Annotated in this window: 20 protein-coding genes and 3 pseudogenes; 3 read left to right on the forward strand and 20 right to left on the reverse strand. The window is 45.7% G+C overall.

Annotated features, from left to right (window positions below):
- Window positions 1–64: 64 nt before the first annotated feature.
- The 5 genes and pseudogenes from Q9R21_RS03875 to eat form a co-directional block, all read right to left on the reverse strand.
- Window positions 65–2,011 (reverse strand): mechanosensitive ion channel, encoded by a 1,947-nt coding sequence (locus Q9R21_RS03875; protein ID WP_004732045.1) that lies wholly within the window; start codon window positions 2,009–2,011, stop codon window positions 65–67.
- 201 nt (window positions 2,012–2,212) lie between these two features.
- Window positions 2,213–2,545 (reverse strand): hypothetical protein, encoded by a 333-nt coding sequence (locus Q9R21_RS03880; protein WP_005106219.1) that lies wholly within the window; start codon window positions 2,543–2,545, stop codon window positions 2,213–2,215.
- 138 nt (window positions 2,546–2,683) lie between these two features.
- Entirely contained in the window at window positions 2,684–3,499 is an 816-nt protein-coding gene (eutC, locus tag Q9R21_RS03885; RefSeq protein ID WP_005247876.1) for an ethanolamine ammonia-lyase subunit EutC, read from the reverse strand.
- 9 nt (window positions 3,500–3,508) lie between these two features.
- Window positions 3,509–4,893, reverse strand: a pseudogene (locus tag Q9R21_RS03890) (ethanolamine ammonia-lyase subunit EutB).
- A 25-nt stretch (window positions 4,894–4,918) separates the two neighbouring features.
- A pseudogene (gene eat, locus Q9R21_RS03895) lies at window positions 4,919–6,353 on the reverse strand (ethanolamine permease).
- 149 nt (window positions 6,354–6,502) lie between these two features.
- Between eat and Q9R21_RS03900 the strand changes: the two are divergent.
- On the forward strand, window positions 6,503–6,925 hold the full coding sequence (locus tag Q9R21_RS03900; RefSeq protein ID WP_180086381.1) for a hypothetical protein: 423 nt from the start codon (window positions 6,503–6,505) through the stop codon (window positions 6,923–6,925).
- Between the two features lie 109 nt (window positions 6,926–7,034).
- A pseudogene (locus tag Q9R21_RS03905) lies at window positions 7,035–7,397 on the forward strand (transposase domain-containing protein); the annotation flags it as partial.
- 174 nt (window positions 7,398–7,571) lie between these two features.
- Here the strand turns inward: Q9R21_RS03905 and Q9R21_RS03910 are convergent.
- A complete protein-coding gene (locus tag Q9R21_RS03910) occupies window positions 7,572–8,333 on the reverse strand; it encodes a ferredoxin--NADP reductase (protein WP_180180497.1) in 762 nt (253 codons plus the stop codon).
- A gap of 85 nt (window positions 8,334–8,418) precedes the next feature.
- Between Q9R21_RS03910 and gigC the strand changes: the two genes are divergently transcribed.
- Window positions 8,419–9,297, forward strand: coding sequence for a LysR family transcriptional regulator GigC (gigC, locus tag Q9R21_RS03915; protein ID WP_004280761.1), 879 nt, complete (start codon window positions 8,419–8,421; stop codon window positions 9,295–9,297).
- A 32-nt stretch (window positions 9,298–9,329) separates the two neighbouring features.
- Here the strand turns inward: gigC and Q9R21_RS03920 are convergent, their stop codons facing one another.
- The 14 genes from Q9R21_RS03920 to nuoE form a co-directional block, all read right to left on the reverse strand.
- On the reverse strand, window positions 9,330–10,037 hold the full coding sequence (locus tag Q9R21_RS03920; RefSeq protein ID WP_311203771.1) for a cold shock domain-containing protein: 708 nt from the start codon (window positions 10,035–10,037) through the stop codon (window positions 9,330–9,332).
- Between the two features lie 163 nt (window positions 10,038–10,200).
- Window positions 10,201–10,560: a hypothetical protein gene (locus tag Q9R21_RS03925; protein WP_180086387.1), complete on the reverse strand. Its 360-nt coding sequence runs from the start codon at window positions 10,558–10,560 to the stop codon at window positions 10,201–10,203.
- A 192-nt stretch (window positions 10,561–10,752) separates the two neighbouring features.
- Complete coding sequence (locus Q9R21_RS03930) at window positions 10,753–11,046, reverse strand: cold shock domain-containing protein (RefSeq protein WP_004732065.1); 294 nt, start codon at window positions 11,044–11,046, stop codon at window positions 10,753–10,755.
- Between the two features lie 84 nt (window positions 11,047–11,130).
- The gene (upp, locus tag Q9R21_RS03935) at window positions 11,131–11,766 is read right to left on the reverse strand and encodes a uracil phosphoribosyltransferase (RefSeq protein WP_004280765.1); all 636 of its coding nucleotides are present in this window, start codon (window positions 11,764–11,766) and stop codon (window positions 11,131–11,133) included.
- A 123-nt stretch (window positions 11,767–11,889) separates the two neighbouring features.
- Complete coding sequence (gene nuoN, locus Q9R21_RS03940) at window positions 11,890–13,434, reverse strand: NADH-quinone oxidoreductase subunit NuoN (RefSeq protein ID WP_311203772.1); 1,545 nt, start codon at window positions 13,432–13,434, stop codon at window positions 11,890–11,892.
- Window positions 13,435–13,437: 3 nt separating this feature from the next.
- Window positions 13,438–15,051 carry an NADH-quinone oxidoreductase subunit M gene (gene nuoM, locus Q9R21_RS03945; protein WP_004280767.1) on the reverse strand — a complete coding sequence of 538 codons (1,614 nt, stop codon included), beginning with the start codon at window positions 15,049–15,051 and terminating at the stop codon, window positions 13,438–13,440.
- A gap of 1 nt (window position 15,052) precedes the next feature.
- Window positions 15,053–16,948 (reverse strand): NADH-quinone oxidoreductase subunit L, encoded by a 1,896-nt coding sequence (gene nuoL, locus Q9R21_RS03950; RefSeq protein ID WP_311203773.1) that lies wholly within the window; start codon window positions 16,946–16,948, stop codon window positions 15,053–15,055.
- Window positions 16,945–17,253 carry an NADH-quinone oxidoreductase subunit NuoK gene (gene nuoK, locus Q9R21_RS03955; protein WP_004280769.1) on the reverse strand — a complete coding sequence of 103 codons (309 nt, stop codon included), beginning with the start codon at window positions 17,251–17,253 and terminating at the stop codon, window positions 16,945–16,947. The genes nuoL and nuoK overlap by 4 nt, the downstream gene beginning before the upstream one ends.
- On the reverse strand, window positions 17,253–17,771 hold the full coding sequence (nuoJ, locus tag Q9R21_RS03960) for an NADH-quinone oxidoreductase subunit J (RefSeq protein ID WP_171054322.1): 519 nt from the start codon (window positions 17,769–17,771) through the stop codon (window positions 17,253–17,255). Before nuoJ ends, nuoK begins: the two co-directional genes overlap by 1 nt.
- Window positions 17,771–18,313: an NADH-quinone oxidoreductase subunit NuoI gene (gene nuoI, locus Q9R21_RS03965; RefSeq protein ID WP_004280771.1), complete on the reverse strand. Its 543-nt coding sequence runs from the start codon at window positions 18,311–18,313 to the stop codon at window positions 17,771–17,773. Before nuoI ends, nuoJ begins: the two co-directional genes overlap by 1 nt.
- Window positions 18,314–18,331: 18 nt before the next feature.
- Window positions 18,332–19,348 (reverse strand): NADH-quinone oxidoreductase subunit NuoH, encoded by a 1,017-nt coding sequence (nuoH, locus tag Q9R21_RS03970; RefSeq protein ID WP_004280772.1) that lies wholly within the window; start codon window positions 19,346–19,348, stop codon window positions 18,332–18,334.
- Between the two features lie 3 nt (window positions 19,349–19,351).
- Entirely contained in the window at window positions 19,352–22,030 is a 2,679-nt protein-coding gene (gene nuoG, locus Q9R21_RS03975; RefSeq protein WP_311203774.1) for an NADH-quinone oxidoreductase subunit NuoG, read from the reverse strand.
- Between the two features lie 11 nt (window positions 22,031–22,041).
- Window positions 22,042–23,373 (reverse strand): NADH-quinone oxidoreductase subunit NuoF, encoded by a 1,332-nt coding sequence (gene nuoF, locus Q9R21_RS03980; RefSeq protein WP_004280774.1) that lies wholly within the window; start codon window positions 23,371–23,373, stop codon window positions 22,042–22,044.
- Window positions 23,370–23,879, reverse strand: a complete 510-nt coding sequence (nuoE, locus tag Q9R21_RS03985) for an NADH-quinone oxidoreductase subunit NuoE (RefSeq protein WP_005247901.1) — start codon at window positions 23,877–23,879, stop codon at window positions 23,370–23,372. The genes nuoF and nuoE overlap by 4 nt, the downstream gene beginning before the upstream one ends.
- Window positions 23,880–23,887: the final 8 nt, after the last annotated feature.

Here is a 23,887-nt window from a genome sequence, read left to right on the forward strand (position 1 = left end):
TTTTCCTTATGACTGAACAAAATCGACCACATGAGCGTGGTCGATTTTGCTTAAAGATAACAGGTTATTTCAGGTCATCTTTTTTCTGAATAGAACGATCAATATCGACATTCGGCTCTTTTTCTCCAGTTGAACCAAATGGATTATTGACTGGCGGATGAGTCGGATCGACTTTTAGTGAATCTGGTACGGCTTGATCCGCATCCGGATTGACCGGATCAATACCCAATGATTCATCATCCTGCGGTGCAGTGGTAAGGATTGCCGGGGTAGTATGAGATAAATCCGTACCCATAGGCATATTCTTGTCTGAATCCTGATTTGGCATGATTCCTGCTCCTGGAGTTGTGATTGAAGAATCGCTAGTGCCTGTAGCAGTTTGCGAACCACCAGAGGACTGGCTCATTGAGCTATCTGTAGAACTCATACCCATCGCCGCACCTGTAGTACCTGACATGTCGGTTGCACTTGTACCTGTGGTCTTGCCACCTAATCCAGAAAATATGCTGTTCTCAGCTTTTTCTTTGACTGGGTTAGGGTCTTTGGCCTCTCGTTTGGCTTTATCAATCAAATCCGTGAGTACACGTTCCGCAGGTTGACGGCCACCCAGACCAAATGCCAAGGCGAATGCCACTGCTACAGCCCCCAAAGTTAAACCAAATGCCAGGTTAACAATCGAATCGGCAATACCCATCGCACGCAGACCCATTGCCACAACCAGCCCCATGATCAAGACACGAACCAAATTGGCTAACCAGCGCGAGCTGTTATATTCACCACGTTGTACGATATTCGCAACAATATTCGCCAGCCAGAAACCGATTACCAGAATCACCGCACCAAGCAGGATGTTGGCACCAAAGTAGATGAACATTGCAATTAGGCCACTGATCTGTTCAAAGCCCAGACGGTTCGCTGCTTCAGAAACTGCAAATAACATGGTGAATAAAACGATCAGGAAACCGACTACACTTGAAAGTTTAGTCGTGCCTAAAAAGCGTTGGATATCCAGTTTGGCAGGAATTTCATCAACACCTGTACCAGCAACTACTTCAACCACCAGACGTGCCACCAGTTTAGACACCACATACGCCAGAATCAGGATTAACGCAGCAGCGATGATATTTGGAATGGCATTCATGATTTCATACAGCATGGCTGTAGCAGGCTGAGAAATAGCTTCAATACCTAATGCTTCAAATGCAATGATCAGTGCCGTAATGATTACCACGGCGAAGATAAATGAACCAATCACCTGAGAAACATTCGAGTTTTTGAAGATGCCTACTTTTTCAGCATGTTGCTGTACGTTCAGACTGTTTAATAGTCCTTCAACAATACCGCGCACAATTTTCGCCAGGATATAACCGACAAAAATGATGACTGCAGCAATGAAGATGTTTGGTAAGTAACTAACAACATCGGTCAGCATATTTTGAACTGGTAACAACAGACCGTTGAGACCCAAAATAGACAGCACGATTGGCAAGAACAGTAATAAAATTAACCAGTAAGCAATTTCACTGATGTTTTTACTAATCGGACTGACACCAACTTCAGCACTGAGTTTTTCATCGAGTTGCGTTCGGTCTAGCAGTTTTTGTAGCCCTATCTTGACCAGATTGGCCACAATCCAACCTATGAATCCGACTGCAATTGCACCTAGTAACTGCGGGATAAATAACAGGAACTGCTGGATCATATTACTGAATGGACCGCTGACACTGGTAAGATTAAGCACGTTCAGCGCACCAATCACGGCAATAATCAGAATAATCCAGAACACGACGCGGGCGATAATGCTCTCCACATTGGAGTGATGACCTGTCGCCGTATTTAAATGTGTATTGGTGCCCAGTTTCTGCAAGAGCTTTTTAACACCTGCCGAGACCAGTAACGCAATGATCCAGCCAATTACTAATATGGCAATTGCACTAAGAATGGGATGGAACTGATCCCAGTAGTACATGGCATCGAAGCCACCACGCGGGCTTCTCATATAATCATTCATGTTGTTCTACCCTCTTTGTTATTAAGCTATTTATCTGAAATCGGGGGCATCTCCCTGAAACAATCAGCCCCTTCTTTTTCCGGATTCATATTAGATTTGATGTTTTCAGGCTCAAGCCAGGTAGATGGCACTACCTTAAAACATCACCATCCATTGCAAAAAAGCCCCAGTGGTTCACTAGAGCTTTTCAGGTATTTTCAGTTATTGAGTCGCCTGTCCATCAGTCGCAGTTGCTGTTGCTTCTGTGCCATCACCCACGGTTGCTGTAGCTTCCGTTCCATCATTCATGGTGGCGGTGCCTTGTGTAGGCTCACCGACTGGAGTTGAATTATTTGGGGTAGCAGGCTGTACATTCGGATTTGGATGTCCTGCAGGAGCATCATTCGCATCTGGATTCATGTCAGCAAACATATAGAACAGTAGTGCGAGTAAAAAAATACCGACCAAAATCAAGATATAAACAGGGATACGCTTTTTCTGCGTCACGTCTGCCTGATGATTTAAAGGTGGTTTTTTATTGAAATCATCGACCATAACCATCCTCACTCTTTGTTATTCATAAGTAGATTTTTAGAATAACAAGCTGTGAATAGGGCTTCTGTGACAAAACATGGTGAGATGGTGACGGGATGTAAGTCACTAATCCATCAGAATTCTCTGCTAGATGCTACTTTAAAATAGCCGTTTGGCTGGGCTATGTTGCATATCGACTGGGGTTTCGTGTTCATCTTTCAACTGCACCCCTGAAAGCTGTAACTCACAGGATTTACGCATCAATGCGACCAGTCGCTGGATAGCTAGTGGATAGGCCAAGCCCGCAGAACGGACATTGGAAATACAGTTGCGCAAGGCATCATGACACCCTTTAAAAGCATTATAAGTGTAATAAATTCCCATACTATCGGGTGAGCTCAAACCCGGCCGTTCGCCAATTAGCATGACCAGCATTTTCGCCTGTAAAATTTCTGCCAATTCATCACCCAGTGCCACACGACTGCCACGGGCAATCACTAAGGGGGCAATCTGCCAGCCTTGTTCTTTGCATGCCTCTAGCAAGGCCGGAATAAAATGCAGGCTATTTTCCTCAATGGCACGTGCTGATAGTCCATCTCCCAGCACAATGGCTACATCCCAATGTTGCTGATGTTCGGCCCGGTATTGCTGCAATATCGTTTTGGACTGTTCTGAAAGCACACGCCCAAGATCGGGACGTTTAAGATAAAGATCTTTCTCTACCGCCTGGCTTTCAATTTCCAGAATAGGCAGTCCCGTTTTAGCTAAGCCAGATTTTAAGAATTCAACATCAAGTGGCTTCAGTACCGCATCTTTAGCTTGCGCATGTGCCAACTGAAATTCCAGACTTGGTCGAGTCGGCAAGCTGCCCCCAGTTCGGCCCAGGGCAATCCGCGCATCGGTAAAAGCTTTTAACTTCTGCCAAGGATTATCCTGTAATTGGGACTCAAATTTCACATCGGCAATCAGTTTCATAGTACTTCCTCAAGACAGGATTAGACGTGAAAATTGCTTCGGTAGCTCGGTCGGCCAATGCAGCTGATTGGACTGTTGTGCCAAAATGCCTTGCTGTTGTAGCCAGTGGTCAAATTCAGGAGCTGATTTTAATCCCAGTAATTGCCGGATGTAGAGCGCATCATGAAAGGAGGTCGTCTGATAATTCAGCATCACATCATCTGAACCGGGAATACCCATGATAAAATGCAGTCCGGCATTGGCGAGTAAGGTCAACAGTACATCCATATCATCCTGATCGGCATCGGCATGATTGGTATAGCAGATATCGCAACCCATTGGCACACCGAGCAGCTTGCCACAGAAATGATCTTCCAGCCCGGCCCGGATAATCTGCTTGCCGTTATATAGATATTCCGGCCCGATAAAGCCGACTACAGTATTGACCAGCAAGGGATTAAACTTACGCGCTACAGCGTAGGCACGCGCTTCCACGGTCTGCTGGTCCACGCCATGATGGCCATTGCTAGACAAGGCACTGCTCTGTCCGGTTTCAAAATGCATGACATTTTGGCCCACGGTGCCGCGTTGCAGGCTTAGAGCGGCTTCATAACCTTCCTGTAACAGCGCCAGATTGATGCCGAAACCGGTATTGGCTTTTTCGGTTCCCGCAATAGACTGAAACATTAAATCAATCGGAACATTTTTATTGGCGAGCTGAATGCCGGAAGTGATATGGGTCAAAACACAAGATTGAGTCGGAATATCATATTCCTGAATAACGTGATCGAGTAGTTTGAGCAGCTCAGTCAAATTCTGCAGATTATCTGTAGCTGGGTTGATTCCGATGACTGCATCACCATTGCCGTACATCAGCCCATCCAGAATCGAAGCTGAAATTCCCATCAGATCATCAGTCGGATGGTTCGGCTGCAAGCGGGTGGAAAGATGCCCTTCCAGACCAATGGTATTTCTAAACCGCGTAACTACACGACTTTTTTTGCCACCAGAATCAGATCCTGATTACGCATAATCTTGCTCACTGCCGCCACCATTTCTGGAATCAGGCCCATTTTTAAAGCAGCAAGTTTTTCTGTGGTGGCATCTGCACTCAGCAGCCAGTTACGGAAATCTCCGACAGTAAAATGCGAGATCGGATAAAAGGCATCAGCATCATGTTCATCCAGAATCAGGCGGGTGATTTCATCCTCTTCATAAGGAACCACTGCTTCTTGCAAAAACTGCTGTAACGGTACCTCTGCCAGACACATTTGTGCAGCGATACGCTCGGTTGCATCCACGGCCGCAATCCCTGCCAGCTGATCACCAGAACGTTCAGGGGTAGCCTTGGCCAATAAGGTTTTTAAATCCTCAAAGACATAATGCTGACTGGCCACATTGATCTGATACAGCATAAGCGTATTCTCCCTGCAAGATGGTTTATTTCAATTCCTTTTCTGCTGCCTCGATACGCGCAAATTCTTCTTCCGGCGTACCGGCCACCAGATGATGACGGCTATACAGCAAGAAATAGAGAATCAGTGCCACGTAAATGGCAGCTGCCATTAGCCAGACTTTTGGATCGACCAAGAAGCCTGCGACCACTGCAATGGCTGCAAGCACTAAAGCAATCAATGCTGTGGCAATGCCGCCCGGTGCCTGATAAGGACGTGCCAGATTTGGTCTGGATAACTTAAGTTTGATATATGACATCATCATCAAAACATAGGAAATCGTAGCACCAAAGACCGCCATCAGAATCAGCAGATCACCTTCACCTGAAAGGGACAACAGGAAGCCAATAATCCCCGGAATAATGATGGCCAAATAAGGTACATGATTGCTGTTGGTCAAGGACAGTTTTTTCGGTAAATAACCGGCACGTGAGAGTGCAAAAATTTGACGGGAATAGGCATAAATAATCGAGAAGAAACTGGCGATCAGACCTGCCAGCCCGACAAAATTCAAAAAACTCGCCATCCAGGTATTGGCACCATAGACTGCCACCAAGGCATCCACCAGCGGTGCACCAGAATCTTTAAGCGTATCTGCACCTGCTGCGCCAGGACCGAGCAACAAGATACTCAGGGCAAAGAATGCCAGAATCAGCATGGAACCAATCAGACCACGCGGTAATGATTTGGCTGGCTCTTTGGCTTCCTCGGCTGCCAGCGGCACCCCTTCAACTGCCAGAAAAAATCAGATCGCATAAGGCACTGCTGCCCAGATAACCCAATGGCAGGAAACTGCTTGCACCCGCAGCTTCAGTATTGACCGCAATATCAAACAGGTTTGCACTATTAAAATGAGGCAACATGCCAAAGATGAACACCATTAAGGCGACCGCGGCAATGGCGGTGATCACAAACATGATCTTGAGTGCTTCACCTGCACCTTTCAGATGCAAGCCCATAAAAACCAGATAGCTCACCAGATAAATGATCCAGCCGCCAATACCAAACAAGGCTTCGCAATAGGCACCAATGAAACAGGCAATTGCTGCCGGAGCAATGGCATATTCAACCAGGATGGCACTCCCGGTCAGATAGCCGCCAAAGGGACCAAAAGTAGTACGAGCAAAACTGTAACCCCCACCTGCAGTCGGCAGCATGGTCGACATTTCGGACATGGCCAGACACATACACAGATACATAAATGCCACTACAATGGTCGCAATAAACATGCCTCCCCAACCCGCCTGTGCCAGACCAAAATTCCAGCCAGCGAAGTCACCGGAAATTACCTAAGCTACTCCCAGACCGACGAGAAGCAGCCAACCTACGGCGCCTTTCTTGAGCTGGCGCAAGGCAAAATAATCTTCCTGTACTTCTGTTTCAGTCACACTGGTATCAATCACACTTTTTGACTCTGACATAGCAACCTCGTTGTTTTTATCATTGTTCCCTGAAGATATGCATAAGCCATACCAGTTCCGCAGGCTTTAGTGAAGACGGTTGAGACGCTGCCTTTCAGCGCTGAAATGCGTTATAATTATCCACCTTCTCATTTATACACCCGAGTTATATGGCGTATCGTCAACAAAGTGTATCGCTTGATCTTGATACTGACGTCACACATCAATGCATGCTGCACTACAGCCGCGATCAGCATCTGATTGGAATTATTGAATTTAGTAAGCCAAGCTTCCTGCTTCGCTGGCAGGATCTGGAATATTTCCGTCGTCGTACCGAAGAATTTTCCGTGATGCCTTTTCCGGACTGTATCAATGCGATGATTATCGATATTCGAGATGTAACGGCATGGCTGGATAATGAAGTGCCGATTATTCCATGGCGCTTACTGGAAGAAGACTGTCCAGTGCGCCTGGTGGTGCCTGCAGACCGTATTGAGCACTATGCCGGATTTTTTGAACCGACCTGGCTCAGTCCCGATGTCGAAACCGCCATTCAGGAAATCCGTGAATCAATGGATATGTTTGTGCATTAAGCTTGAATCGAAAAAACCTCCACAATGGGCAATGCTGTTTACTTAAGCATTTGAATCATTTTGGAATTCATTAGAGAATCCGATGTCAGGTTTGGCATCGGATTTTTTTATGGTATTTCAGCAGGATATTTTAGATCTTAACAATCTGTTTAAGCTCTCGAATCTGAGTACTTTTATTCACAATATCCCCGTTGAGTGGGTCAAGTCCACACTCAGGTTGAGCAGTCCCGCGACTATTCGCAGGCGGTGCTTGCCTGCGGATCAAGTACTTTGGCTGGTTCTTGGAATGGCGATTTTCCGTGATGTCCTCATCCATGAAGCAGCAAGAAGACTCAATATTTGCACTCAGTGGTTAGCCTCTTATGACTTGCTGACGCGCATTAGTCTAACCAATACACGTAAACATCTTGGTGCAGATTCTGTGGAGTGGCTATTTCACCAGACCGATCAGCACTGGGGACAAGAGCATTATCCGGCTGGGCTGTCGGAACTTAGACAGGGATAGGTAGTTTGTTTTAGAGAGGCCTACAAGGCTTCGGAGAGTCAAAATGTTAAAAAACCGTTATCCCTTAGATCACAATGCCGCTCCTGTTAAAGGAACCGCATTGCCTTCAAGCAGGGGGTTTTGCTCATAAATCCTTCAACCTTACCAGTAATTCTCGACCGCAATATTTCCTTCACCACGACGGTTCATGGTCAGGCCACGAGCTTTTAAGGCTTCTTTGGTATCATCGACCATATCCGGGTTACCACAAAGCATGACATGCGTCGTTTCCGGATTAAACGCGATACCTGCTGCCTTTTCCAGCTCACCATTGGCAATCAAAATCGGTAAACGGTCGTGCAAAGGTGCATCAGGCTCACGGGTAATAATCGGGATAAACTTAAAACCGGTATGTCCTTCACCAAAGGTCTCGGCGATTTCCTGAATCCGGTCTACATAAGCGAGTTCTGCCCGGGTGCGCACACTATAAACCAGATTGATTTTTTCGTATTTGCTCCAGGTTTCAAAGTCTTGCAGCATACAAATAAACGGTGCCAGCCCCGTGCCGGTACCCAGTAACCACAAGTCTTTAGGCAAAGGCAATTGATAACGTGCCAGAGTCAGATAACCATAAGGAATTTTTTCCAGATGCAGCACATCCCCGACTTTGAGGTGCTGTAAATTGGAAGTAAATTTACCTTCTGGAACGACAATCGAGAAAAACTCCAGAGTTTCATCAAAAGGAGATGACACTACCGAATAGGCACGAACCACCAGTTCATCCCCCACTTGCAAACCAATACGCGCAAACTGCCCTGCCGTGAATTTGAAATGTGCCGGGCGTGTCATCGTAAAACTAAATAATGTATTGGTCCAACGGTGTACAGATAAAACTTTTTCTCGGGTAAATTTTTCAATTGACATGATTTCAACGTGGCATGAAAGACTATGCTCATGGTAGCATGGCAACATAATTTATTAATATTTTTTAAATGTTAAGGCTCTACTCATGCGCATGACTTTACGCCAATTGGCTGTTTTTGTAGCAGTGGCACAAGAGGGTACCGTAACGAAGGCTAGCGATGCCGTCAAGCTTACACAAAGTGCGGCTAGTATGGCTTTAGCAGATCTGGAAGATGGTCTGGGTGCTCCACTATTTGACCGTCTAGGCAAACGTTTACAGCTGAATGACCTGGGGCGCTTTCTTCTCCCTCAAGCCCTGGAAATTTTAGGTCGTTGTGAATCTTTTGAACAAGTCGCTAAAGGTGAGCTTCAAAGTATCGATTTACGTTTAGGTGCAACCCTGACGATTTCAGATTACCTGATTCCTGACCTAATGGCCGATTTCTTGAAAATCAAGCCGCAAGCACATTTACAGCTTCAAGTCGGTAATACCCGTCAAATGATTGAAGCGGTGAATCAGTTCCAGCTGGATCTTGCCTTAATTGAAGGTTCATGTCATTTGCCACAGCTCCAATGTATCCATTGGCGTGATGATGAGCTGGCTGTGTGCTGTGCACCAGACCACCCCCTTGCGCAATTAAACCGTGAACTAACCGCTGAAGATTTCAAATCTGTAGAATGGATTTTGCGTGAAGAAGGTTCAGGTACCCGTGAGGTGTTTGACAATGCCATCTTAAAAGATGTGCCGGATGCCAATATCCGTCTAACACTCGGTCATAATGAGGCGATTTTAAAAATCGTAGCGGGTGGAATCGGTATGTCCTGTATTTCCAAACTTGCGATTGAGCCTTTACGTGAAAAAGGTCAACTGGTAATTCTGGATACCCCGTTTTGGTCACTGACTCGTCCTCTGTTTATGCTGGTACATCGCCAGAAATATCAGGGTCCAGGTCTGAGAGCCTTTATGAATTTTTGTGAAAGCTAAAATATGAAAAGCACCTTAAGGTGCTTTTTTATTTATCGACGATATCCAAATTGATCCTCACATGGAATACCATCACCATCCATTTTCGTGCCTGAACAATTTCTAATAAAGAACACCGCTTCTTCATAGGAATTCATTTGAGGACAACGTGTACGACCATCACATTTAAATTGAGATACAGATGGCGAAGCCGTTGCTGAAGTTTTTATATTAACGGGGTTACTTTGGATTCTTAACTCAGCACCACGATTTTCCAGGTTCTTCCTGCCCTGCTCAGATAATCCTTGCATAGGTAGATCACCTTGCGCTGCTCGCTGCTCTACCATCAGTCCTTCAAGCTTTTGCTGGTTTTGAATTTGGTAGCTTTGATATTTGTTATAAACAAGACCAGCAAGAATCACAATAATCACCAGTCCTGATAGTGTGATTATTTTTGATGTAGTTGATGATTTTTTCTTTTCATAACGTAGAGAAGCTCTGGTTTCAATATCTCTATGTAGATCATTGTTTTGTGTAACAGAAACTTCTTGCTTAATATCCAAGCGAACAATATGGTTTGCCTTAAACTTTCCATTATCTTCCACAATCAAAAACTTTAATTTTTCCCCCATTTTTGGCGGAATATTTTTATTGGGAAAGTCTTTGACATGGAAAAATAAATCTTTGGATTGCCCTTCGATCTGAATAAAACCAAAACCACGATCTTCATTATAGGTTTTGATTTTCCCCTCTTGAAACATAATTCGCTCTTATCTTTAATATTTTTTATGATTGTAATCAAAAAGAGACTGAAAATCTTTTGTAAAATTCTCTAAAGTAGAAACATAAAAACTAGAAGTGCATCTTATGGCGGAAGAATAGATCCCTAGTTAAAAGTAAAAAAAATAAAATTTCTGTTTTTATTTATACTTCGCCAAAAATCATAAAACCAACAGCTGATGCCAATGCCAGCCATAGGGTCGGACTAAAGAAAAGTGAATTACGTACAGGAACACCGACTGTGGGTGCCAAGGATTGCAAGGCGACGACTTCTGGCACAAATTCATCCTGCACTTTAATATCCAGACGTACCATGTTGTCTAATTTCATGCTGCCTTGTTGGGGAATGATTCTAAATTTAAGCCGCTCTCCAATTTGTGGTTCAATTTCAGGCGAAGGTAAATCCTGTAACTCGAAACTTAAATCTTGAGCTTCTCCTATCAACTCCAAAGTACCCATACCACGTTCGGAATCGTAAGTTTTAATTTTTCCATCCGTAAACATGACACTTTTCTCTATAGAATTCATTTAATTTGTATTCTAAGCCAAAGGAAATGTTCAGCATTGTTGCTGTTTGGTGGATTTTTTATGTGCTGTCTGTCTCTTTGAATATCTAAACGGTGGCACTATAAAAAAGAGGCTCGAAAGCCTCTTTTTAAATGTGACTAAACACGATTTAAGTATGAAGATTATCCATTAACCACGGAAGTTATTTAACAATGCCGATGTAATTGATTTATTGTGTGTCGCCACTTTGGTTTTTTTAGCTTTCTTTGAGTTGTCTTCGACACGTTCAATCTTAATCGCTTTGTACTTATCGCCATTTTCAACAACATTAAATTTTACGCGTTCATTACGTTTTGGCTCGCCTTCTGCCGCAGGGAAGTCTGAAATATGGAAGAATACATCTCCCTCAGCGCAGCCAATAAAACCGAAACCTTTGGCAGGGTCATACTGTTTGATTTTGCCCTGATACAATTCATCTTTCATGCTATTGTCCTATCCTGAAAATGCCCTGTCTACATTATATAAAAAAGAGGCTGTAATAGCCCCTTTTTTCATCATATTCAAAAATTAGTCTTTTTGAACTGAACCAAAGATTTTATCGCCAGCATCGCCAAGACCTGGAACGATATAACCATTTTCATTTAAACCATTATCGATAGAAGCCGTAAAAATCACGACATCCGGATGCGTAGCTTCTACGCGCTTAATGCCTTCTGGTGCAGCAACCAGAACCATCACACGAATGTCTTTACAGCCGCTGGCTTTCAGTACATCAATTGCAGCCACTAAAGAAGAACCTGTCGCCAACATTGGATCAATGATCATCGCGATACGGTTTTGTACATCTGGAACCAGTTTTTTATAATAGGTACGTGCTTCCAGAGTTTCTTCATCACGCTCTAAACCAAGTACCGATACTTTTGCACTTGGAATCAGGTTCAGGAAACCGTCAAGCATTCCAATACCGGCACGTAAAATTGGCACAACCGTGATTTTTTTACCCGCGATACGGTCAACTGTAACAGCACCATTCCAGCCATCAATGTCATGTTCAACCATTGGCAGGTCTTTAGTTGCTTCATAAGTTAGAAGCATGGTCACTTCTTGAGCTAACTCACGGAAATTCTTGGTACTGATATCTGCACGACGGAGTAAACCAAGCTTATGTCGAATGAGTGGATGACGGATTTCATGGATTGCCACGGGAGAACACCTAAAAGGTTAAAGATAAATTTCCGCTATTATAAAGGCTTTTATTGATTTGTATAAATAAAAAAGCCCCCAATCATGGAGGCTTTTTTGTAATAACGTCAATCTTTACAGATATTAGTTAAAACCACTTTGAACCAAAGTGAAAATGAACTGTTGCAATTCAGGTGACATGGCAAAGAATGCATATTTAGATACTGCAATCATCGGATCTGGGTAGACACCAATCACAAGTACCGCAAGCGCAGCAAGAAGTACCATGATACCACCGACTTTTTGACCCCAATGATTCACCGCATCTAGACGTGGTGTTTCAGGTGGTGTCATGTAAAGCACAACCATCACACGTAGGTAGTAGTACAGACCGATACCAGAACCCAGGATGACCATGGCAGTCAGGAACCAGGCTTCGCCTGCAACTGCAGTTTTAATCACCAGGAACTTACCGATAAAGCCGGCAGTTAAAGGAATACCTGCAAGAGACAGCATCATCACTGTCAATACAGCAGTTAATACTGGACGGCGCCAGAACAGACCACGGTATTCAGCCAGACTACCCGCTTCATCCGTATTGTTATACGGACTAGACATTAGCGTAACAACACCGAACGCACCGATCGTGGTTAATACATAAGTCATCACGTAGACGTTTACACTTTCAAAAGTCGCGAAACCTTGAACTTGTAAGAAATCCGTATTACGTGAACTGACGATGGCAACCAGCAAATAACCAAAGTGTGCAATTGAAGAGTATGCCAGGATACGTTTCAAGTTCACTTGGCGAACCGCCAGCAGGTTACCTGCAAGGATAGACAGAACTGCAATGATTGAAATGATCGTTACGAAGCTGTCTGCCAGGATTAAACCTGAAGACAAAGCATAACGAACAAACAGACCAATCATGGCTACTTTCGCAACAGTCGCAAGGAAAGTCGCGACTGGGGCTGGGGCACCAGCGTATACATCTGGTGTCCATTTGTGGAATGGTGCCAGCGATAATTTAAATGCTACTGCAAATACAATTAAAGCCAGACCAATCACGACAGCCGGTTGACTGAATACGGTAAACAGTTTGCCTGGTTCAGCAACGAAACTTAAAGTACCTGTATATGCATAAATATATGCCATACCCATTAACAGCATTGCAGACGCAGTTGCTGAAAGCACTAGATATTTCACACCCGCTTCAAGCGATTGAGAACGTTGATGTGTATATGCCAACAAGCCATATACAGGAATCGACATCAACTCAAGGCTGATAAAGAATGATGCATAGTGTGAGCTAGCCACCATTAGCATGGCACCCGCAACGGATGTCAGCATCAGGATATATAACTCTTCACGGTTATCTTTATAGGTTTCGATATACGCGTGAGATAGCGTTGCACATGCAAGTGCAGCAATCAGGATCACAAACTGATACAGCATCGTAAATGGATCTACGATGAACAGATTCATCACGTTGGCAGGTGCAAACACGCCTGCCAACAAAACGAAAATGATATAGAACGCAGCAAGGTTTAAACCAATCACCGTGGTAGTAGCCACCAGGTTATGGTTACGCTTAATTGCGGTCAGCAACATCACGACGATCGCAGTTAACGACACGATCATCACAGGTGCTAGAGGCATAAGCTCAGAAAAAGACATTGTGAAGTTCATGGCTTATTGGATCTCCACATTTTCAAGTTGAGTCGTTACTTGATCAGCAACTTCAACCACTTCTTGAACTGGAATGTAGCTATTCGCTAACCACGCCATGCTTGAGTTAGAAACGTCAAGGAAGCTTTGTGGATATAGACCAAGCCAAAGTAGACCAAACGCACAGATCAACAATAATGCGATTTCACGTGCATTTAGATCTTTTAATGGATTTGTATAGTGCTGCTGTTGCGCTTCATTTGGTACACCAAACAGGGCTTTGTGAATCAGGATCAGACCGTACAGACCCGCAAATACCAAGCTGATTGCCGCAAGAATGGTAAACGCCGGGAATTTCGCATAAGCACCCATCAGGATCAGGAACTCACCAATGAAGTTACCTAGACCTGGAATACCTACAAGCGCCGCAACGAAGAACATCAGGAAGAATGCAAGATACGGGAATTGACCACGCATACCACCCATCAAACGCATATCACGCGTATGCACACGCTCATATACCTGACCACACATAATGAACAGCGCAGCAGATGAAATACCATGTGCCAACATCATGATCATCAGACCCTGGAAGGTCAGGATGTTACCTGCGTAGATCGCAAGTAAAACGAAGCCCATGTGTGAAATAGAGGTATAAGCCAACAGGCGTTTCATGTCGGTTTGCTGGAAAGCACACCAAGCACCGTAGAAAATACCGATTAAACCAAGAATGATTGCGAAGTCTGCAAACTGTGCAGACGCTGCCGGGAAGAACGGAATCACGAAACGTAATAAACCGTACGCCGCAGTCTTAATCAAGATACCTGCAAGATCGACAGAACCCGCTGTTGGTGCTTGCGCATGCGCATCTGGTAACCAGCCGTGTAATGGGAAAACTGGAAGTTTTACCGCAAAACCGATGAATAAACAGATCATGAATGCATAAGCCACCGCTGGCGCCTGAGCGTCAAGCGTATTCGCCACACCTAATAGATAGTTGTAGTCGAAACGGATTTCGCCAGTCATGGTATAGCCCACAGTCACCAGACCAAGGATACCAATCAGCATCACCAAACCGGCAACCTGCGTGTAAATGAAGAACTTGTTAGCTGCATAAACACGTGACTTGCCTTCTGCCCCTTTATGACCCCAAAGGGCAATCAGGAAGTAGATCGGTACCAGCATCATCTCCCAGAAGAAGAAGAACAGGAATAAGTCAATCGCCAGAAACACACCGATGACACCACCTAAAGACCATAAAAGGTTCAAGTGGAAGAAACCAACGTTCTTTTGAATCTCGCCCCATGAACAGCCTACTGCCAATACACCCAGGAGTGCAGTCAAGCCAACCATAAGAAGTGATAAACCATCCACTGCTAAGTGAATGTTAATGCCCAGGGTTTGAATCCAAGGCAATTTGAATTCGGCAGCCCACGAAGGTGTAGCACCGCCTAATTCATAGTTGTAAGTACCAGTCTGCCAAAGGACTATGGTCAAGACCAAGGTCACCAGCATACCGATCAGCGCGATATAACGCGGCAAGTGTTGGTCGAGTTTATCGACCAACCAGCATATGAAACCTGCAATGAACGGAATGAGGATCAGAGCCGGCAAAATAATATTGTTTGGAGCTTCCATTTTATTTCCCCACGACCTGAATCACGATCAAGATCATCAGTAGGACAACGACACCGAGCCCCATACTAGATGCATATTCACGCAGTGAACCGGTTTGACGTGAACTTGTAAAGCTGTGACCACCTTTAACAAGTGCAGGAAGTACCAGCCATAGGCCATCAATTGGATCACGACCAAAGATCTTCGCGAACATTAAATATGGCTTCACGAAAATGAGGTCATACAGCGTATCGAAACCTAATGCGTTACGGCAGATGTTGACCAGGCCAGCACCTACAGAAGTGGCTGCAAAACGTTTGACTGCATTGTAAGCAAAAGCGAACAGCACGACACCGACTGCAAGACCTGTTAAAGCAACAGCGATTGCGATGTATTCAGCACCATGTGCACCTACTTCAAGCGCTTCAGGAATAATGAAGGCTGGAATTTGGGCTGCATCCAGAATGCTCATTACCGGTGCTTTCAGGACGATCGCCAGACCTGTTGAAAGTACAGCAAGAATTGCCAGTGGCGCCCAGTAAGTTGCACCTTGGATTTCATGATAAGGTGTGTTTTCTTTGCCAAAGAATACAACCCAAATTAAACGGAATGTATAAATAGAGGTTAAGAATGCACCTGCAACACCGACCCAGTACAGCGTGTTATACACTGGTAAACCAGCAATATGACTTTGCGTCCAGACTGCAGCAAGAATCGCATCTTTTGAGAAGAAACCAATCGTCAGGAATGGAATCGCTGCCAATGCACCGCCACCAATCGCGAAACATGCAAACAGGAATTTGTTCTTGTAGAACAGACCGCCCATCTTGAAGATGTTTTGTTCGTGATGATAAGCCAGAATCACTGCACCAGACGACAAGAACAAGAGTGCCTTGAAGAATGCGTGAGTCAGCATATGGAACAGACCTGCCTGGTATGCTTCAGCACCTACCGCCATAAACATATAACCGAGCTGACTCATGGTTGAGTATGCCAGAATACGTTTGATGTCGGTTTGAACCAGTGCAGCAAAACCAGCCACAAGCAAGGTCACCGCACCTGTGATCGAAATAAATACCATCACTTCTGGTGCAAGTTCAAAGACTGCGAACAGACGGCAGCACAGGTAAACACCGGCTGTTACCATTGTTGCAGCATGGATCAATGCAGAAACAGGTGTCGGACCTGCCATCGCATCGGCTAACCATGTTTGTAACGGGATCTGTGCAGATTTACCTGCCGCACCCAAGAATAAGAGCAATGCTGTCCAGATGGTCAATGAAGAACTTTGCGTCATTACAGTCGCCGCATTTTCGACGATGTACTGAATGTTCAAGGTACCGAATTGCTGGAAGATCAGGAACATGGCAATCAGCAGGAATACGTCACCAATACGGGTCACAGTAAATGCCTTGATTGCCGCCAGACCGTTTGCCGGGTTCTGGTAGTAATAACCGATCAACAGGTATGAACACAGACCTACGCCTTCCCAACCCAAGAATAACAACGCCAGGTTGTCACCCAATACCAGCAATAACATGCTGGCAACGAACAGGTTGAAGTAAGAGAAGAAACGTGCAAAGTCTTCTTCACCGCGCATATACCATGATGCAAAGATGTGAATTAAGAAACCCACACCAGTGACCATGCCCAGCATCAATAAAGACAAGCCATCCAGCTGCAAGCTGATGCCCGGAGCAAAACTGCCAACATTGAACCAAGTCCAAAGATGTTGTACTACTGCAGTTGAACCATTGTTAACAAAGTCCATACCTGCAATCAGTGCGAACAGTGCAGATAAACCGACTGCACCCACACCAATCATCGCTGCAACAGATTCCGGAAGCTTGTTGCGCCCCGCCGCTAACAGGACAAAACCAATGAGCGGAAATAAAATTGTTAGATATAAATAACTCATCCGCGCATCTCACTAGCAGCATCCACATCCAGGTGATGGAAGCGATGATAGAACTGAAGGACGATCGCAAGACCAATACAAGCCTCTGCCGCAGCAAGCGTCAGGATCAGGATAAACATGATCTGACCATCTGGCTGTGCCCATGCACTGCCCGCCAGGACGAACGCTAAAGCAGCAGCGTTCATCATGATTTCAAGGCTCATTAAAATAAATAGTAGGTTGCGTCGCACCATTACACCGTAAAAACCCAGTGCAAAGAGAATAGATGCAACGATCAAACCATGCTCTAAAGGGATGTTGCCCATTATTCTTTTTCCTCTTCTGCATCTGGTTCACGTTTACCCAAATGGAATGCAGCTACCAAGGCAGCAAGCAATAACATCGCGGCAACTTCAACCAACAACAAGTATTGCGTAAAGAGTGCTTGACCCACTGCTTTCGGGCCCACCATTTCTGTACCCATTACCAGTGAAGCTTGTGTGTAATCAGAGTTTAATACCCATACCAGCACCAAACCGATCAGGAAGCTCATCAACGCCGGATAAGCCCAAGCCGATGAAGTCAACCATTTACGTTCTTGTTCAACGGTCTGCTCACCCAGGTTCAGCATCATTACCACGAACACGAACAACACCATGATCGCGCCCGCATAAACGATCACTTCCAGCGCACCAGCGAATGGCGCACCGACGATCAGGAACATGCCTGCGACTGCAAGCAATGACACGATCAGGCTTAATAAAGCATGTACCGGATTCGCGTTAGTAACAACGCGAACCGTAGAGACAATGGCCACGAGGGCCATTAAATAAAATGGCCACATCATGGTAATAGACTCCGTACATCAACAGGTGCACTTTCACGCTGTGCTTGACCTTTGTCCTTGCCTGCAACTGCCATACCGGTTACACGGTAGAAGTTATAGTCAGGATATTTACCAGGACCAGAAATCAGCAGGTGTTCTTTTTCATAGACCAAGTCCTGACGAACATATTCGCCAAGCTCGAAGTCCGGGGTCATCTGAATCGCAGTGGTTGGACACGCTTCTTCACACATACCGCAGAAAATACAACGCGAGAAGTTGATACGGAAAAATTCCGGATACCAGCGACCATCTTCACGTTCTGCTTTTTGTAGTGAAATACAGCCTACCGGACAGGCAACCGCACACAGGTTACATGCCACACAGCGTTCTTCGCCATCAGGGTCGCGCGTCAATACGATACGACCACGGAAGCGTGGTGGCACGATTTCTTCGGCCGGCACTTCCGGATATAAAATGGTGTCACGTTTACGTGTTGCGTGGCTGAACACCATCCACAACGAACGAACGATTGACCCGAATCCAGCTAGAAATTTAAACATTTTGTTCTCCCTGCTGTCTTAGGCCTGATTCATCAGAATCACAGCACCAGTTACCAAAAGGTTAACCAACGCCAATGGCAAGCAAATTTTCCAACCAAAGTTCATCACCTGGTCATAACGTGGACGCATTAATGAACCACGCGCCAGTACAAACATCATTACAAAGAATGCTGTTTTGATAATGAACCAGAATGCTGCTGGAAGGAACGGAATATCAAGGTTGAATGGCGCAAGCCAGCCACCGAAGAATAACGTCACGATCAATGCAGAGATCAGTACCACGTTGACGTATTCCGCAACGAAGAACATCCCCCACTTCATACCGCCGTATTCAACATGGTAACCTTCTGCCAGTTCCTGTTCTGCTTCTGGTTGGTCAAATGGATGACGATGCGTTACCGCAACACCCGCAACCACGAAGATCAAGAAACCCAGGAACTGGGGAATTACAAACCAAACATCTTTTTGCGCTTCAACGATTTCACGCATGTTGAATGAGCCGGCAATTGCCACCACACCCATCAACGAGATACCCAAGAACACTTCATAAGAAATGGTCTGAGCCGCAGAACGTAAACCGCCCAGTAAGGCATATTTGTTGTTTGATGACCAGCCACCGAACAGGACTGCATAAACTGCAATACCCGCCATTGCCATAAAGAACAACAGGCCGATGTTCATGTCTGCTACACCTAAATAAGGTGATACAGGAATAACCATGAACGACAGCACCGCAGTTGCCATCGCAACTGCTGGCGCCATACGGAACGTCAATTTGTCAGCAAACTTAGGTGTCCAGTCTTCCTTGAACATGATTTTCAGCATGTCGGCAACAATCTGGAACATACCGCCCGGACCAACACGGTTCGGACCATAACGGTCTTGCCACAAGCCGAGTAAACGACGTTCAATAAAAGACATCAACGCAGCGATCAGTACTACAACCAGCAAGATCACAATCGCTTGAATGACTGAATAGGCAATTGGCCAGTTTTCAGCCCACAACGGCGTTTGACGGATTAATTCTTGTTCCATGAATTACACTCCTACCGCGACTGAAACAGGCTCTGCAAGAGATACCGTCGGTGCCAGACCGATTGGGTAGCCAATATAACCTGTCGGTAAATATTCAATCACTTGAACTGGAAGAACGATTGACGTCTCACCTGCTTTCACCGTGATTGTCTGACCATCTTGAACATTCAGGCGCGCTGCATCCTGCTCACCCACTGCAAATACCGCTTCAGGAATACGTGTTTCCATCGCTGGTGTTTTGATGGTAAATTCACCTGAACCAAAAATATGGTGCATCGGTACTAGACGGAAGCTTTCAGCATTGACCAGAACAGGTGCCGGTGCAACGAATGTACGTGCCGGACGTTTTGCCAAACGGTCGAATAAACGAACGCCTGAATCACCACCTTTCAGTGAACCACCCACAGTTTCCTGGAACTTGTTCCAAGCTTGTGGCGAGTTCCAGCCTGCAGACCATGCAAATGGAACCAGTGGAGATGGAGTCTGGTCTCCGACATAACCTTCCATCGAGAATGTTAATGCGGAGTCTTTATCTGTAGGCTGTTTCGGCTCATGTACAGACAATGGCGAACGCATTGAAGTACGACCTGAGTAACGACGTGGTTCACGTGCCACTTTCAAGCCATGAACACGGAAGCCCGCATCAGGTGCAACATCCAGAATGCCTTCAAGCGCAGGAACGTTTTTCGCCACTGACTCGATCACATCATCCAGTAAAGTCCAAGAAATCGCTTTGCCTTTTACGCCTGTTTCCAGAGCGTGTAACCAGCGCCAAGATTCCTTGATCGCCAATTCAGGATTGTAGTAGCTTGGGTCATACACTTGGTAGAAACGTTGTGCACGGCCTTCTTGAGAAACGACAGTACCATCACCTTCAGCAAACGATGCAGCAGAAAGTACGATGTCGGCTTTTTTCACTGTTGCAGTTTCAGAGTGATCCAGTACGATCATATCTTTACCTGCAAGTGCAGCATCGACCTGTGCAGCAGGAAGACGACGGTAAAGGTCGTTTTCAACCACAATCACAGTATCGTAATCTTGTGCAAATGCTTGCTCTAGGCTTTGACCACCAAAGATTGCCATACCCATCGAGTTCACTTCAGGAACCGTCAAAGTCAGACCTGCATTACCCAGATTCTGTGCAACTTGTGCAGCAGCTTCCATAATGGCAGGATCTTGCAAGCTTGTACCCGAGATAATCAGTGGTTTCTTCGCAGCTTTTAAAGTGTCCGCAATGGTTTGTGCAAATGCTTTGGCATCGTCATCTAAACCAAGAATCGTTTCACCAGCAACTGCTGCAGCAACCGCAAAACCTAAACGCGCGATGTCGTTTGGAGAAGCAACCACTTCGCCTTCAGCAACATCAGACAAACGGGTTTGTGTCGCAGCCAGGATGTAAATCGGAGATTTTGCATCTTGGGCAATACGTTGTACCGGCTCAGCTAACCATTCTTGCGTACGGCGCTCTGCCGCCATCTCTTTGCCTTTATTTTTCGCAGCCTGGCGAACAGATAAAGCCATACGTGGCGCAGTTTGTGTGAGGTCTTCACCCAAAATTAACACAGCATCGTAGCTTTCAATTTCACGCATGTTCGGGTTGTAAACACCCTCGGTTTGCATGATAGAAGCTGCCAACTCAACCAGATTCTGTTCTTTTTGAGATAGACCTGTTGAGAAGTTCTCTTGACCCACCAACTCACGAAGTGCGAAGTTTGATTCAAGTGATGCACGCGGTGAACCAATACCCAATACTTTTTTGCCCTGGATATTTGCAATGACCGTGTCTAGTGCTGCATCCACTGAAACAGTTTCAACAGTTGCACCTTGACGGAATTGTGGTTGACGCGGACGGTCCTCACGGTTCACATAACCTGTACCGAAACGGCCTTTGTCGCATAGGAAGTACTGGTTGACTTCACCGTTATAACGGTTTTCTACGCGGCGAAGTTCGCCATAACGTTCACCCGGAGAGATGTTACAACCTGAAGAACAGCCTTGGCATACGCTTGGCGCATACTGCATGTCCCATTTACGGTTGTAGCGAGCCGAATGAGTTTTGTCGGTGAATACACCTGTTGGACATACTTCAGTCAGGTTACCCGAGAATTCAGACTCTAGAGTGCCTGATTCAGGACGACCAAAGTACACACGTGATGCGTTGGCATACACGCCGAAGTCCGTACCACCTGCGTAGTCTTTGTAATAACGCACACAACGGTAACACGCGATACAACGGTTCATTTCGTGGGAAATGAATGAGCCAAGCTCCTGGTTGTAATGAGTACGTTTGGTGAAACGGTAGCGACGACGGTCATGCTGCGTCATTACAGTCATATCTTGTAAATGACAGTGACCACCTTCTTCACAGACTGGACAGTCGTGTGGGTGGTTGGTCATCAAGAATTCAACAATCGAAGCACGGAAATCTTTGGCTTCTTTGTCTTCAATCGAGATGTAGGTATTGTCAGATGCAGGCGTCATACATGACATGACCAAACGGCCACGCGTATCTTCTGGATTCGCGTACTGGGTCACGGCACATTGACGGCAAGAACCGACAGAACCTAAGGATGGATGCCAACAAAAGTATGGGATATCAATGCCAAGACTCAAACATGCTTGTAGCAAGTTTTCCGAGCCGTTGACTTCATACGATTTGCCATCGACATGAATTGTAGCCATAGTCGAATTCCTTAAGCTTGTTCTACGTTGCTGGTTTGAGCGGCGGCATTCACAACCTTCGCTTCAAATTCGCCACGGAAATATTTGAGTGCGCCCATAAGCGGCTCCATTGCACCCGGTGCGTGGGCACAGAAAGTTTTACCAATCCAAAGCTTACGAGTCAGTTCTTGTAAGTGATCGATATCTTCTTTCTTACCTGTGCCATCTTCCAGTGCTTTCAGCGCTTTCACAGCCCAAGGTAAGCCATCACGGCAAGGCGTACAGAAACCACATGATTCGCGTGCAAAGAATTCTTCCAGGTTACGTGTCGCTGAAACCATACATTGGGTTTCATCTACCACCATGAGCAGACAAGTCCCTAAACGCGAACCTGCTTTCATGATGCTTTCCGCATCCATAGGAAGATCAATATGCTCGGCGGCCAGGAAGTCAGTTGATGCACCACCCGGTAACCATGCTTTCAGTTTCAAACCGTCGCGCATACCACCAGCATGGTCTTCAATTACTTCACGTGCTGTTGTACCAAATGGAAGTTCCCATAGACCCGGGAATTTCACCTTACCTGACGCACCATAAATCTTGGTGCCTGGATCTTTCGACTTACCCGCAGATAAGTTGATATACCATTCAGGACCACGCAGCATGATTGCCGGTAAGTTGTTGTAGGTCTCTACGTTGTTGACAATCGTAGGACGACCCCAAGCACCTGCAACTTGCGGGAATGGCGGTTTGGTACGCGGGTTGGCACGGCGACCTTCAAGCGAGTTAATCAATGCAGTTTCTTCACCGCAGATATAACGACCCGCACCAGTATGCACGTGTAACTCGAAGTTCCAGCCTGTACCAAGGATATTATCCCCTAAGTAACCTTTGGCACGAACTTGCTCAAGTGCTTCATTTAAGTACTGGGCAGCTTCGATGTACTCGCCACGGATAAAGATATAACCGTGTGTTGCTTCAAGCGTATAACCCGCAATCAGCATCCCTTCGATCAATTGATGAGGAAGATCTTCCATCAACAAGCGGTCCTTAAAGGTACCAGGTTCCATCTCATCAGCATTACAAATCAGGTAACGTGGACCTGAGTTGTCGTTTGGCGCCATCAATGACCATTTGATGCCTGCCGGGAAGCCTGCACCACCACGACCTTTAACAGTCGCTGCCTTAACCACTTCCAATACATCTTTAGGCGACATGGTCAGTGCTTTTTTAAAGCCTGCATAACCTTCCAGCGCTTCGTAATCATCTGCATTACGTACGTTGGCTTGTTTGCTTAAACGCCATGTTAATGGATGCGTTTCCGGGTTACCGTCGCCATAAATTGGTTTTGGTTCAGTATTCATACATACTTCTCCAACAGCTGTTTCACCGAAGTCACTTCAACCAGACCGTGCGTGTCTTCATCAATCATTAAGGTTGGACCTTTGTCACAGTTGCCCAGACAGCAAATTGGCAGCAAAGTGAAACGACCATCTGCAGTCGTTTGACCAAAAGAAATGCCTAATTCGCGCTGGAATGCTTCTGCCAAAGTTTCCGCACCCATCAAGAAACACGCAATCGAATCACATAATAAAATTACGTGACGACCGACCGGCTGACGGTAAATACGGTTATAGAACGTTGCCACACCTTCAAGGTCTGCAACGCTCATGCTCAGCATTTGTGCGATGGCATTCATTTGCGCATCATCTACCCAGCCATTACGGCGTTGTACACACTTCAGCGCATCTAGACACGCTGCACGTGGGTATGGGTAGTGCCCCATGTGATGTTCGATATCGTGAATTTCGTCCGCAGTCAAAATCCCTTCAACATTCACACGTGGCTTTTTATCAGTCAAAATCATCATAATGCGAT

It is taken from the genome of Acinetobacter sp. RG5, assembly GCF_031844265.1.
In the GTDB taxonomy this organism is placed as follows: domain Bacteria; phylum Pseudomonadota; class Gammaproteobacteria; order Pseudomonadales; family Moraxellaceae; genus Acinetobacter.

Coding starts and splice junctions, on each gene's coding strand:
- nuoE (WP_005247901.1), bottom strand. CDS start 23,879: ATGATGATTTTGACTGATAAAAAGCCACGTGTGAATGTTGAAGGGATT.
- Q9R21_RS03925 (WP_180086387.1), bottom strand. CDS start 10,560: ATGTTTACGGATGGAAAAATTAAAACTTACGATTCCGAACGTGGTATG.
- eutC (WP_005247876.1), bottom strand. CDS start 3,499: ATGAAACTGATTGCCGATGTGAAATTTGAGTCCCAATTACAGGATAAT.
- Q9R21_RS03900 (WP_180086381.1), top strand. CDS start 6,503: ATGGCGTATCGTCAACAAAGTGTATCGCTTGATCTTGATACTGACGTC.
- nuoI (WP_004280771.1), bottom strand. CDS start 18,313: ATGTTTAAATTTCTAGCTGGATTCGGGTCAATCGTTCGTTCGTTGTGG.
- nuoN (WP_311203772.1), bottom strand. CDS start 13,434: ATGAACTTCACAATGTCTTTTTCTGAGCTTATGCCTCTAGCACCTGTG.
- Q9R21_RS03875 (WP_004732045.1), bottom strand. CDS start 2,011: ATGAATGATTATATGAGAAGCCCGCGTGGTGGCTTCGATGCCATGTAC.
- nuoH (WP_004280772.1), bottom strand. CDS start 19,348: ATGGAACAAGAATTAATCCGTCAAACGCCGTTGTGGGCTGAAAACTGG.
- Q9R21_RS03880 (WP_005106219.1), bottom strand. CDS start 2,545: ATGGTCGATGATTTCAATAAAAAACCACCTTTAAATCATCAGGCAGAC.
- Q9R21_RS03910 (WP_180180497.1), bottom strand. CDS start 8,333: ATGTCAATTGAAAAATTTACCCGAGAAAAAGTTTTATCTGTACACCGT.
- gigC (WP_004280761.1), top strand. CDS start 8,419: ATGCGCATGACTTTACGCCAATTGGCTGTTTTTGTAGCAGTGGCACAA.
- nuoL (WP_311203773.1), bottom strand. CDS start 16,948: ATGAGTTATTTATATCTAACAATTTTATTTCCGCTCATTGGTTTTGTC.
- nuoM (WP_004280767.1), bottom strand. CDS start 15,051: ATGGAAGCTCCAAACAATATTATTTTGCCGGCTCTGATCCTCATTCCG.
- Q9R21_RS03920 (WP_311203771.1), bottom strand. CDS start 10,037: ATGTTTCAAGAGGGGAAAATCAAAACCTATAATGAAGATCGTGGTTTT.
- nuoJ (WP_171054322.1), bottom strand. CDS start 17,771: ATGTGGCCATTTTATTTAATGGCCCTCGTGGCCATTGTCTCTACGGTT.
- nuoG (WP_311203774.1), bottom strand. CDS start 22,030: ATGGCTACAATTCATGTCGATGGCAAATCGTATGAAGTCAACGGCTCG.
- nuoK (WP_004280769.1), bottom strand. CDS start 17,253: ATGGGCAACATCCCTTTAGAGCATGGTTTGATCGTTGCATCTATTCTC.
- Q9R21_RS03930 (WP_004732065.1), bottom strand. CDS start 11,046: ATGAAAGATGAATTGTATCAGGGCAAAATCAAACAGTATGACCCTGCC.
- nuoF (WP_004280774.1), bottom strand. CDS start 23,373: ATGAATACTGAACCAAAACCAATTTATGGCGACGGTAACCCGGAAACG.